17 protein-coding genes, 1 tRNA gene and 1 pseudogene are annotated in these 11,178 nt (G+C 63.7%); 9 read left to right on the top strand and 10 right to left on the bottom strand.

The features are described from left to right. Window positions 1-200 precede the first annotated feature (200 nt). A complete protein-coding gene (locus tag BVER_RS23655; protein WP_050455357.1) occupies window positions 201-338 on the bottom strand; it encodes an entericidin A/B family lipoprotein in 138 nt (45 codons plus the stop codon). A gap of 119 nt (window positions 339-457) precedes the next feature. Next, a complete protein-coding gene (locus BVER_RS23650; RefSeq protein WP_083452326.1) occupies window positions 458-1,882 on the bottom strand; it encodes a sensor histidine kinase in 1,425 nt (474 codons plus the stop codon). A 330-nt stretch (window positions 1,883-2,212) separates the two neighbouring features. On the opposite strand from BVER_RS23650, the gene BVER_RS30570 reads away from it, so the two are divergent. The 5 genes and pseudogenes from BVER_RS30570 to BVER_RS23635 all read left to right on the top strand — a co-directional run bounded on the left by BVER_RS30570 (window position 2,213) and on the right by BVER_RS23635 (window position 4,558). Next, entirely contained in the window at window positions 2,213-2,389 is a 177-nt protein-coding gene (locus BVER_RS30570; RefSeq protein WP_083452325.1) for a DUF1328 domain-containing protein, read from the top strand. 55 nt (window positions 2,390-2,444) lie between these two features. Beyond that, entirely contained in the window at window positions 2,445-2,606 is a 162-nt protein-coding gene (locus BVER_RS30565) for a DUF1328 family protein (protein WP_083452324.1), read from the top strand. A gap of 148 nt (window positions 2,607-2,754) precedes the next feature. Further along, entirely contained in the window at window positions 2,755-3,330 is a 576-nt protein-coding gene (locus BVER_RS23645; RefSeq protein ID WP_050455356.1) for a ferritin-like domain-containing protein, read from the top strand. Window positions 3,331-3,447: 117 nt separating this feature from the next. Then, window positions 3,448-4,078, top strand: a pseudogene (locus tag BVER_RS23640) (response regulator). Window positions 4,079-4,135: 57 nt separating this feature from the next. Further along, window positions 4,136-4,558, top strand: coding sequence for a response regulator (locus BVER_RS23635; protein WP_050455355.1), 423 nt, complete (start codon window positions 4,136-4,138; stop codon window positions 4,556-4,558). 53 nt (window positions 4,559-4,611) lie between these two features. Here the strand turns inward: BVER_RS23635 and BVER_RS23630 are convergent, their stop codons facing one another. From BVER_RS23630 to BVER_RS23620, 3 genes are all read right to left on the bottom strand, one after another. After that, window positions 4,612-5,730: an MFS transporter gene (locus BVER_RS23630; protein ID WP_332309146.1), complete on the bottom strand. Its 1,119-nt coding sequence runs from the start codon at window positions 5,728-5,730 to the stop codon at window positions 4,612-4,614. Window positions 5,731-5,809: 79 nt separating this feature from the next. Continuing rightward, window positions 5,810-6,232, bottom strand: coding sequence for a YfiM family lipoprotein (locus tag BVER_RS23625; protein ID WP_050455354.1), 423 nt, complete (start codon window positions 6,230-6,232; stop codon window positions 5,810-5,812). A 138-nt stretch (window positions 6,233-6,370) separates the two neighbouring features. After that, on the bottom strand, window positions 6,371-7,168 hold the full coding sequence (locus BVER_RS23620) for a phosphodiesterase (protein WP_050455359.1): 798 nt from the start codon (window positions 7,166-7,168) through the stop codon (window positions 6,371-6,373). Between the two features lie 613 nt (window positions 7,169-7,781). Here BVER_RS23620 and BVER_RS23610 point away from each other — a divergent pair. Both BVER_RS23610 and BVER_RS23605 read left to right on the top strand, forming a co-directional pair. After that, a complete protein-coding gene (locus tag BVER_RS23610) occupies window positions 7,782-8,117 on the top strand; it encodes a hypothetical protein (protein ID WP_232316728.1) in 336 nt (111 codons plus the stop codon). 118 nt (window positions 8,118-8,235) lie between these two features. Further along, window positions 8,236-8,448: a hypothetical protein gene (locus BVER_RS23605; protein WP_050455358.1), complete on the top strand. Its 213-nt coding sequence runs from the start codon at window positions 8,236-8,238 to the stop codon at window positions 8,446-8,448. A 15-nt stretch (window positions 8,449-8,463) separates the two neighbouring features. Here BVER_RS23605 and BVER_RS23600 read toward each other — a convergent pair whose 3' ends face one another. The 5 genes from BVER_RS23600 to BVER_RS23585 all read right to left on the bottom strand — a co-directional run bounded on the left by BVER_RS23600 (window position 8,464) and on the right by BVER_RS23585 (window position 9,882). Beyond that, the gene (locus tag BVER_RS23600) at window positions 8,464-8,697 is read right to left on the bottom strand and encodes a hypothetical protein (protein WP_050455352.1); all 234 of its coding nucleotides are present in this window, start codon (window positions 8,695-8,697) and stop codon (window positions 8,464-8,466) included. After that, window positions 8,694-8,894, bottom strand: a complete 201-nt coding sequence (locus tag BVER_RS36010; RefSeq protein WP_083452323.1) for a BrnA antitoxin family protein — start codon at window positions 8,892-8,894, stop codon at window positions 8,694-8,696. The genes BVER_RS23600 and BVER_RS36010 overlap by 4 nt, the downstream gene beginning before the upstream one ends. A gap of 4 nt (window positions 8,895-8,898) precedes the next feature. Next, window positions 8,899-9,189, bottom strand: coding sequence for an addiction module antidote protein (locus BVER_RS23595; protein ID WP_050455351.1), 291 nt, complete (start codon window positions 9,187-9,189; stop codon window positions 8,899-8,901). Window positions 9,190-9,192: 3 nt separating this feature from the next. Further along, window positions 9,193-9,390, bottom strand: a complete 198-nt coding sequence (locus BVER_RS23590) for a type II toxin-antitoxin system RelE/ParE family toxin (protein ID WP_332309145.1) — start codon at window positions 9,388-9,390, stop codon at window positions 9,193-9,195. Window positions 9,391-9,797: 407 nt separating this feature from the next. Continuing rightward, window positions 9,798-9,882 (bottom strand) — tRNA-Leu (locus BVER_RS23585). A gap of 134 nt (window positions 9,883-10,016) precedes the next feature. On the opposite strand from BVER_RS23585, the gene BVER_RS23580 reads away from it, so the two are divergent. Next, a complete protein-coding gene (locus BVER_RS23580; RefSeq protein WP_050455350.1) occupies window positions 10,017-10,598 on the top strand; it encodes a TMEM175 family protein in 582 nt (193 codons plus the stop codon). A gap of 2 nt (window positions 10,599-10,600) precedes the next feature. Then, window positions 10,601-11,053: a metallophosphoesterase family protein gene (locus BVER_RS23575; protein ID WP_050455349.1), complete on the top strand. Its 453-nt coding sequence runs from the start codon at window positions 10,601-10,603 to the stop codon at window positions 11,051-11,053. The last annotated feature ends 125 nt before the right edge of the window (window positions 11,054-11,178 follow it).

Here is an 11,178-nt window from a genome sequence, read left to right as displayed (position 1 = left end):
GTTTCGCTCCACGCTTCCTCCCCACGGTCGGTCGCCCTTCCGCAGTTGCGCTTCACTTCGCTCGCTGTGGTCAACTTGCCGCGCGACTTGCACCCGCAAGAGTGCGCCCATGCTGGGCGCACAAAAAGGCCGCCACTAAGTGGCGGCAAGACAGGGAACTACATCAACGCTAAACAATAAGAAACGCTAAGCCATGCCGATCAGTCGCTGTGCTTCTCGGCCGAATTCGTGATGGCGTTGCCGCCCTTCGAAATATCCTGGCCGGCGCCGGCCATCGTATTGCAGCCCGCGAGGACGGCCGTGCCTGCGAGCAGCAGCAGAGCGATAAGTCGTGTCATGTGTATTCCCCTTGGAGTTGAAAGGCGCAACGCGTATTGCGTTGGCGCAGTGTATATGGGGCGGCTGATCGCTGCACAAACGACGATCGATCCGCGGACGGCAGGCCGCTCCCGTACGATCAATCATAAAAAAGCGTACTGTCCGAAACTGTCGGCCGGTTCGCGTTTTCGTGTCGGCGCATTCCTGACTTCGTGTCAGCATCGTCATACGCGGTCGCGGGCTCGGGCAGCGCGCTCAGACGCTCGCGCGGCATCGACACGCGGATGCTCGTGCCATGCGGTATCGCCCGTTCGATTTCGAAGCGTCCGCCGCGCGCCGACACACGCTGACGCATGCCGACAAGTCCATGCGTCTGCGTGCGTTGCAGGTCGCCCGGCTGGATGCCGATGCCATTGTCGGCAATATGCAGCGATACGCTCTCGCCATCCAGCGACAGTGCGACGTGAATCCGGCTCGCGTGCGCGTATTTCGCCGCGTTGGTCAGCGTTTCCTGCGCGACGCGGAACAGCGCGATTTCGATCGCCTCGCCGAGCTTGACGTCGTCGTCCGGCAAGTCGAACTCGATGTCCCAGCCGTTGCGCCGCGCGGCTTCGTCCGCGAGCGAGCGCAGCGCGATAACGAGCCCGAAGCTCGCCAGCACCGTCGGCCGCATGTCCTCGATGATGCGGCGCTTCAGCGCAATGCCCTGATCCAGACTGCCGAGCGCGCGCGCCAGCTTGTCGGCCATCGCGGGCTCGCGCTCCTTTAATTTGCCGCGCACCCACGCGACATCCATCTTGCTCGCGGTCAAAATCGAGCCGAGTTCGTCGTGAAGTTCGCGCGCCAGTTCGGTCTTTTCGTTCTCGCTGACCGACTGCAAGTGCCACGCGAGCGCTTCGAGCTGACGCGTGCGTTCGGACACGAGCCGATCGAGTTCTTCCTGCTGCGTGATCAGCTTCTTTTGCACGCGATCCTGCTTGTCGAGCTGAATGCCGAGATTGCGGAACAGCAGCACGAACAGCACGATATTCAACGCGCACAGCGCGCCGACGCATAGCGTCGAGATGCGCTGATCGGCGCGGCTCGCATCGAGCGCGTGTTGGGCGCGCTGTTCTTCGTTCAGACGCAGAAGCGACAACGCGGCATCGAGCGTCGCAAGGTTTTCCCGTGGCGGCAGGGCGGTCGCGCCGAATCGCGCCGCGCCGCGCTGGATTTCATCGTCGGCGGCGGCGCTGATCTGCGCGAAGCTGGCGAGCGCCGTGTCGTCGCCGATGCGGCGATAGTACGTATCCATCGCGGCGAGCGTGCGTTTGACGCGCTGCTGCGCCGCGTCGAAGCGCTCCTTGTAGGCGGCATCCGGCGCGAGCGCGTAGGCGCGTTCCTCGGCGGTGAGCGTGGCGATATCGGCGGCGAGCGCGGACAGTTGCGCGGTCGCGCCCTTGGCGTCGAGCGCGGTCTCGTATTCCGATGCGATCCGCATCCGGCCCGATTCCAGAATCACCAGCCCGCCCACCGTGATCACGATGGCCACTGTCATCGCCACCAGCAAGCTATAGCGACGCATCCAGTCGTTGAGCCTCGCGGCGCGGCGCGGCGCGCGAAGCCACCGCCGTCATTCGACGCGACGGGCGCGGCGTCGGGCTCGAAGTCAGGCTCGAAGTCCGGCAGATCGGAAAAAGCGGCACGCGGTACGTGGCTCATTTGGCAAAGTTTCGGCGATGAGAAGAAGGCTGGTTGGCTGTCGATCGCCCGCAAACCCCCGATCGACGCGGCCACAGCCGATTTGAAAGCACATGTCAGTCGATTCTCATAGCAAAAAAGGAGCCAGCCCGAATGCGCCCGGGCGCGCGGCTGGCTAGCATGAGCACACCATCCACTTCTACGGGTAACGATCATGCTGAAATGGGCACTGTTCTTCGCCATCGTGGCGTTGATCGCCGGGCTGCTCGGCTTTACGGGCGTCGCCGCCGGCGCTGCCGCCATCGCCAAATTCCTGTTCGTCTTGTTTCTGATTCTCTGTATCGTGTTTCTGGTGCTGGGCTTCGTCATCACCAAAAAAGCGATCGATTAGCGGCCGCTTCGTGGACGTCTTCCGAACCTCGTCGAAACAGCAATAAGGAGGTCCCATGCTTCACTACGCAGCCGTCTTTTTCGTGATCGCCCTCATCGCCGCCGTGTTCGGGTTCACCGGCATCGCGGCGGGCGCGGCGGAAATCGCCAAGATTCTGTTCTTCATTTTTCTGGTGGTGTTCGTCGTCACCTTGCTGCTCGGGATATTCCGGACGTGACGCCGGACGCTCCCGACTTTTTGCGGGAGCGGGCATGGCGCATGCATCGGAGTATTTGTTTGGATAGCAGGGCGCTATGAACGTGGCTTCGGCGACGTCCGCGACCTGCACCAGCGAACGCCAACATCCAACTCTAGGAGCGAAACAAATGTCCAAATCGTCTGCTGTAAAGGTTGCGTCCAACGACTCGAAAGGCGCGTTCGTCATCGACGTGGAGAAGATCCGCAACGACGCGCGGCAGCACATGGACGAAGGCCCGGTGACGCCGAGCTACGGCGCGAATCGTCAGACCGTGCTCAAGCTGCTGAACGATTCGCTGGCGACGGAAATCGTCTGCACGCTCCGCTATAAGCGCCACTATTTCATGGCGAAGGGCATCCATTCGGAAGCCGTCGCGCAAGAGTTTCTCGAGCTCGCGAACGAGGAACAGCAACACGCCGATACGCTCGCCGAGCGCATCGTGCAACTCGGCGGCGAGCCGAATTTCGCGCCCGACAGCCTCAAGTCGCGTTCGCATTCCGAGTATCAGGAAGGCAAGGATCTGATCGACATGATCCGCGAGAACCTGATCGCCGAGCGCATCGCCATCGATACGTATCGCGAGATCATTCGCTATCTCGGCGACAAGGACGTCACGACACGCCGCATCTTCGAGGAGATCCTGGCCGTCGAGGAAGAGCATGCCGACGACATGGCCGATCTGCTGGAAGGCCGCAACGGCTGATGCATGGCCGACTGCGCCGCAGCGACGAAACGATGCGTAGAGGCGTGCTGCCGCGCATCGTTTTTCATGGCGGCGTCAGTACAATGAGCGCTCTTGAATAACGAGAGCGCGGCGCGAATGATCCGAGTCCTGATAGCCGACGACCATGCCATCGTGCGCAGTGGATTCAGGCAGTTCGTCGCCGATGAACCCGACATGGAAGTCGCGGCCGAAGCCGCCACCGGCGATGAAACCATCGCGCTGGTGCGCGAGCAGGCGTTCGACGTCGTGCTGCTCGACATCGCCATGCCGGATAAAAACGGCGTGGACACCTTGCGCGTGATCAAGCAGATTCGTCCGAAGCAAAACGTGCTGATGCTGTCGGGCTTTCCCGAAAGCCAGTACGCGATCAATCTGCTGAAGGCAGGCGCGAACGGCTATCTGAACAAGGACGCGGCGCCAGAGGAAATCGTTCGCGCGATCCGCACGGTGTCGCGCGGGCATCGGTATCTGTCGGAATTTATCGCCGATGCACTGGCCGGCAAGCTCGACAAACCGGCGGCGGAACGGCCGCACGAAATGCTGTCCGAGCGCGAGTTCCAGATTTTCTGCAAGCTGGCGGGCGGGCGCATTCCAACCGAGATCGCGGAGGAATTGCATCTGTCGGTCAAGACGGTGAGCACGTATCGCGCGCGTGCTGGAAAAAATGCGGCTGTCGAACAATGCCGATCTCACGTATTACGCCATCAAGAATGGCTTGATCGAATAGCGATGAGACGGCCGTGCCGCAGCGCATCCGGCGCGGCGTGAGCGGAGGACGTCCGACGTGGGCCATCAGATCATCACCGACGATGCAGCATCGCGGCGCGCGCCTTTGGCGGTGCTGCTGATCGAGGATTCGCCGCTGATCCGGCGCAGCCTCACCGAAGCCATCGATGCACTCGGTTGCTGGCGCGTGACCGCTTTCGCCGATGCGCCCGACGACGCCATCGCGTCGCTGTCGGCGCAGGACTTCGATGCGGTTATCGTCGATCTGCAATTGCGGCAGGGCTCGGGCACCGACGTGCTGGCGTGGCTCCAGGAAACCGGCCGCGCGCGCGGCGCGTTCGTCGCCGTGCTGACCAATCATGCGTTGCCGACGTATCGCGAGCGCTGCCTGCAATACGGTGTGCGGCATTTTTTCGACAAGTCGCTGGAGTTCGACCGCGTGCTCGACGCAATGATCGACTTCGCGCGCGAACGCGCCTGACTGCGATTCGCGGCGCTTCTTAGCGCTTCTGCCGGACGCCACCGCGCCAGTGGCTAAATCCCGCCAATCCCGACGCCGCCAGTCCGACGATGCACACACCGGTCCATCCCATCGCGTGCCAGGCGATCGACGCCAGCGCCGATCCCGCCGCGCCGCCGATGAAATACGCCACCATATACACCGTGTTGACGCGTCTGCGCGCCTCGGGCTGCAGCGCGTAAATGCGCGACTGATTCGAAATCTGCGCGGCCTGCACGCCGATATCGAGCACGATCACGCCTACCACCAGCCCGACGATGCTGCGCGCCGACAACGCGAACACGACGAAGGAAATCGCCACCAGCGCGATCGGCCGATTTGCCCGCCAGCGGCGCGGCCAGCGCCCCCGCCGCGCCGACGATGCCGAACAATCCCGCCGCCTGCGGACCCATGTGGAAGGGCTCGCCCGCCAGCAGCAGTGTCAGCAGCGACCAGAACGCGCTGAACGCGGCGAACAGCGCGCCGCCCGTCAGCGCGGCTTCTCGCAGGCCGGGATTGTCCATCGTCAGATGCCACATCGATGCGAGCAGCTTGCCGTACGAGAGCGTGGTTTCGGCAGCCGCGCGATCACGACGACGGCGAGCGCGATCGTCGCCACCACCGATGCGCCGAACACCGCGCGCTAACGCGAAGTATTGCGCGACGAAACCCGACACCGTCCGCGCCAGCAGGATGCCGAGCAGCAGCCCGCTCATCACCGTGCCGACGGCGTGGCCGCGTTCGGCGGCGGGCGCGAGTTCGGCGGAGAAAGGCACCGCTTGCTGCGCGATGGTCGCGACCACGCCGATCGCGAGACTCGCGGCGATCAGGATGGCGAGCGTCGGCGCGGTGCTGGCGAAGATCAGCGCGACGCCGAGCGCTGCCAGTTGCAGCAGAATCAGACGACGCCTATCGAAGCGATCGCCGAGCGGCGCGAGCAGCAGCATGCCGAGCGCATAGCCGAGTTGCGTCGCGGCGGGCACCGCGCCGATCAGATACGCGCTGCCGGCAAACGTCGCGCGGAAATCGCCGAGCAAAGGCTGATTGAAATAGATGTTCGCGACCGACACGCCCGCGATCGTGGCAAGCAGCCACAGCGTGACGCGCGAGTAGTGCGGATGACGGTCGGACGGGTGCGGCGAAGAAGCGGACATGGAACTCGCGATGCGATGAACGGGCAGCCGCCGATCTTACTGGAGACCGCCCGCGCATGCATCGAAGCGCTGAGGCAAATCAGAAGCTGCTGCTGTAGCGAAGCCCGATGGTCATGTTGCGGGCATCGCGTTGATAGGTGATCGCCCAGTGCGTAAGCGCCGCGCCGACTACCGCGCCGAACGCATCGGCGACGAGGTCCTTGTAGGAGAAGCCGTCGCTGCGGCAGGTTCCGTCGACGGCTTCCTTGAGCAGGCCCGGCGCCGTGCCGAGCAGCGAACCGTAGATGACCGGATGATCCGTGTCGCGCATCGCGTAAGCGCCCAGTGCGCCGAAAGCGGCCGACACGCCGGCGTGCTCCAGCTTGTCCGATCCCGTCCAGCTATCCGATGTCTGGATCCGCCAGCCGCCGTGCGAACCGCTGCAGTCGAATGCCGCATGGGCGAGCGAGCTCGCGGTCAAGGTCAAAGCAAGGGCGCCTACTTGCCTTGTGGCAATCGTCATAAGTCTCTCCGTATTGTTGTCCCGCGTTCGGATCAAAGGGATCGAACGCGTGACCGTATTAACGGTAAAAACTTGTGACTTTTGAAGGGCGACGCATCGATTCTCAATAATTGGATCGTTGCGACGACAACGAATGCGTCAGAAAACGTACGGCCCGTCGCCCTGATCGACGCATCGGCAATGCGTGACCAGCCCGGTTTCGGCGCGCCAGAGATGCAGGCCGAAAGCGGGCGGTTCCATGACGAGCGCGTCGGGGCCGTCGGGCGTGAGTTGCAGCGCAACCTGATGCGCGGTGGACGGAGCGCACCACACGACCGTGCCGCCGAAACGCGCCGTGATCGGCCGATGCACATGCCCGCACACGATCCGCTCGACGTTCGGATGACGCCGCAGCAGCGCATCGAGCGCGCGGGCGTCGTCGGGCGCGAGGCGGATCGCGTCCATGAAGCCGATGCCACATGCGAACGGCGGATGATGCATGCCGACGATCACCGGCCGGTCGCGGCAGGCGTCCAGTTGCGCTTCGAGCCACGCGAGCCGCGCGGCGCACAGGCGGCCCGCGCCCGAACCGGGATCGAGCGTATCGAGCGCGATCACGCGCATGTCGCCGACATCGAATGCGTGTTGCGCGAAGCCATCGCTCGCGGCGCCGGCGCGATCGCCGAACACCGCGCGGAAATTCGCCCGGTCGTCGTGATTGCCGAGCAGCGGAAACCACGGCACGGCGAGGCGTTCGAGCAGCGTCCGCAGTTGCCGGTATTCGTCGATGCCGCCCGCATCCACCAGATCGCCGGTGATCAGCACGGCGTCCGGACGCGGCGCGAGCGCGTTGAGCGCATCGATGGCGCGGGTGAGGAAGGCGGCGGTGTCGACGCGACCGTAGGCGAGCGTGCCCGGCGCGGTGATGTGCAAATCGCTGATCTGGGCTAGCAACATGAGCTTGGTCTCCGGTGACGGGCAGCCATCGCTGCCCTGGCGATTTACTCCGTGGTTTCGTCGGATGCAGGCGGCTCGGCGAGGCGCGACCCAGCGGAAGCCGGTGAGCGATTGCTCGCTGAACGTGCATTCGGCGGCGGCGGGCGTCTGGACCGTTTTGGTCGCGGGCGGCACCGGCGCGGTCGGGATTTCGCCGCGCACGATCACGCGCGAACCCATGATAACTCGCGCCGGATCCGGTGATTTTGAGGGGCGCGCTGGCGGCGTCCGGATAATCGGCGCGCATCTTTTGCTTGCAAGTCTCGACGTTGCGATAGTACGACGTGCAGCCGCCGAGCACGACGAGCGGAAGACAGAGCGAGAGAAGCAGGCGGGAGCGGATGTTCATCGATGGATTCGGTTCGGGGCGAGGCTGCGCGGGCGTCGTGAAGATAAGGTCGCGGCGGGTTTATAACATCGGCGCGGCCGCCGACGCTCCACTGTAGTGCATCGCGCGCGGCAGATGACAGGCGAGGGCGCTTGTTTCGATCGGCGAAGCGGTAGCACAATCGCCTCGGGCGGCCACGCCGCTCGTCATGCGTTCAGACGTTCTGGATCGATGGAGGCGAACGCCATGCAGAAAGACATCGAAGTGGGCGATTACCTGCTTTCCCTGCAACCGGTGCCCAAAGTGGCGGATTCCGCCACCGCCGACGCCACCGCCGACGCCACCGCCGACGCCACCGCCGATGGCGACGACGCCCGTCCGCCGCCCGAGCGCTACGCGGTGCGCGTGCGGGTGACGCGCATCGACCGGCGTCCCGTGCACGGCTCGACGCTCGCCGACGATTCCGGCGAGATGATCGGCGGCCACGGGCCGTTCGAGACCGTCGCCGAGGCCATCGCGAGGCGTGGGGCCGGCATTACGTCGCGCGCGTGCTCGGACATGCGCTATGACACATTCCGATAGCTACAAAATGAGGGATGCGTTTCCCGTCTGACGAGGGTGGTCGCGCGCATCGCGGCTGACTAGACTGTGCCTCACCGGCTGCGTCGTGACGGCCGGACAGTCGTTCGTGGAGGCCGCCATGATGCCAGTAGCGCTTTACGTCACCCCGCATTACATCGCGTCGGTGCGTCGGGGAAAGTCGCGGGAATGTTTCGGAGGAACGGTGCGATTCGTCGGCGTGGAAGCATTGCCGTTCGATATCGAGCACCTTTGTCTGCTGGACCGGGAAACGCCGCTCGAGGCGCTGGTCGATGCCGTGCGGGATGCGGAGAGGTTGCTGAACGCGGTGTGAGGGGGCGCCGCCGCGTCACTTGCGCAGCAACTCGGGATATCGACTCCCGAAGTACTGCTTGCCATCCTTGTCCATTACCCACGTGCTGGAGTGCTGGTTACGATGATGCGCGACGAAATCGGGCCCGGCGGTCTTGAGCCGGGCATCCTCGATCCGGCGATGGCGGCGGTGCCAGATGGCCTTGTCTTCGGCTTCGGTCTCGGCCGTCGTGATGCCGCGGATGGGCGTTTTGCGTCGGCTGCGACTCATGGCTGGAACGAGAGGTTTCCGGGGCGGTGGGTGTCGAGGTAGGTGCGTAAGGCTGTGTTGATGCGCTTGAGCCATCCCGGACCCGTCGAACGAAACGCTGCAACGATGTCCGCATCGAATTGGATCGAGACGGAAATGCGTCGGCGTGCGCGCCTCGATCGACGCTGCCGTGGCGGGCGGGGACGTTTTGCCGGCATGGTCTCAAGCCAGTTCGGGATGAAGACGCAGACCGAGCGCCCGCACCACTTTGAGCAGCGTCGAAAAATCGGGGCTGCGCTCGCCGGAAAGTGCTTTGTAGAGGCTTTCACGCGAGAGCCCGGCGTCACGAGCCACCTGCGCCATACCGCGCGCACGCGCTACGTCGCCGAGCGCTTTGGCGATGAATGCCGCATCGTCGCCCGCTTCTTCGAACGCTGCCTCGACGTAGGCCTGCATTTCCTCTTCATTGCGAAGGTGTTCGGCAACATCGTATCGGGTGGAAGTGGTGGTCATCGTTTAATCCTCCAGTTCACGCGCGAAGCGCAATGCGTGCTTGATATCGCTGTTCTGCGTGCGCTTATCTCCACCGCAGAGCAGCAGGATCCACACGCCACGACGCTGCGTGTAGTAGACCCGATAACCCGGTCCGTAATCGACGCGCAGTTCCGAAACACCTTCGGCGACCGGCTTTACATCGCCGGGATTGCCGTCCATCAACCGCTAAATTCGAATCTGAATCCGAGCACGAGCCCGGATATCGCGCAAATCGTCGAGCCAGCGGGCGAATTCGGGAGTTTTGCAAAGCTCGATCATTTATAAAGTGTAGCCTACTAGCTACACTTTCTCAAGCCTGCGTGTTGAGGCTTAGTCCGAATGTGATGCGGTGTTGTTTGCTGGCTTCGATGACATACGCTCCGCCTTTTCCAAAGGATCTGGCGAAAAGAAATCGAGGTTGGGTTTGCAGGGCAGCGAAAGGCTGATTTGGATTGGCTGGCAGCAGACCAATGACTCTGCGCCGAGGTAAATGACGCTGCCACGCATCTCAAGGCAAGCAGGCGCAGTGAGACGAAATCCTTGAGCGGCAGGATTCCGACGAATCCTATGGTTGCTTGCAACTTGCCTGGTGCCGGGAACCGGACTCGAACCGGCAAGCCGTAAGGCGGCGGATTTTAAGTCCGCTATGTTTACCAATTTCATCATCCCGGCAAGGCGGACGCGATTCTACCATTGCGTCCTCTTCCTCCCAAACGCGACCCAACTGAGACCCAACCGCCCCGCATGACAGATCGACGGCCCTCACGCATAATCGGCAACGAATCGGCCACGCGCGAGGACTCAGGATGGGCAAGACCCGGCTCGAAGCATTCAGCGACGGCGTGATCGCCATCATCATCACGATCATGGTGCTGGAGCTGAAAGTCCCGCACGGCGAGGACTTCAGCGCGCTCGTTCCGCTCGTGCCGGCGTTCTGCGCCTATGTGCTGAGCTTCATCTACGTCGGCATTTACTGGAGCAATCACCATCATCTCTGTCACGCGATCCAGCGCGTGAACGGCTCCGTGCTGTGGGCGAATCTGCATCTGCTGTTCTGGCTGTCGCTGTTTCCGATCACGACCGACTGGATGGGCGAAAGCCACCTTCGCCCCGTGCCGACCGCCTGTTACGGCTTCGTGCTCTTCATGACGGCGCTCGCCTGGTACATCCTCACGCGCGCGCTGACGGCCATGCACGGCGACAACGCGCAGCTCACCCAGGCGCTCGGCGCGGACCGCAAGGGCAAATTGTCGGTCGTGCTGTATCTCGTGGCGATCGCCGCATCGTTCTGGCAACCGTGGCTGGCCGCGCTGATCTACGCGCTGGTCGCGGCGCTCTGGCTCGTGCCCGACCGGCGCATCGAGCGCATGCAATTCAACGAGGAGTGACGATGCGCGTCGGCCTCATCTCCGATACGCACAATCTGGTGCGTCCCGAAGCGCTCGACGCGTTGCGCGGCGTCGACCATATCGTTCATGCGGGCGATATCTGCCGGCGCGACGTGCTCGACACGCTCGCGCAACTCGCGCCGCTCACGGTCGTGCGCGGCAACAACGACATGGCGGACGACATCGCGACGCTGCCGGAGCACGTGCGCATCGAACTCGCCGGCGCGACGCTGCACGTCGTACACGATATCGCCGACGTGCCGGCCACGCTCGACGGCATCGACGTCGTCGTCACCGGCCATTCGCACAAGCCGCTGATCGAACGCCGTGACGGCGTGCTGTTCGTAAATCCGGGCAGCGCCGGTCCGCGCCGCTTCAAACTGCCGATCACGATCGCGCTGCTGGATATCGACGGCGAACGAATCGACGCGCGAATCGTCCAGTTGACGCAATAATCGGCATAGGGGCGGCCAGCAAGCTGGCCGGTCCCCTGCCACACCACCCTGCCACACCACCCGGCGTGCGGGTCCGCACCGGGCGGTTCGGGAAGTTGAGGTTATGTGAGGCGAGGTATGCCAAG

The sequence above is a fragment of the Candidatus Burkholderia verschuerenii genome, assembly GCF_001189365.1.
GTDB classification, from domain to species: domain Bacteria; phylum Pseudomonadota; class Gammaproteobacteria; order Burkholderiales; family Burkholderiaceae; genus Caballeronia; species Caballeronia verschuerenii.
This window is presented reverse-complemented; position numbering and strand designations above follow the sequence as displayed.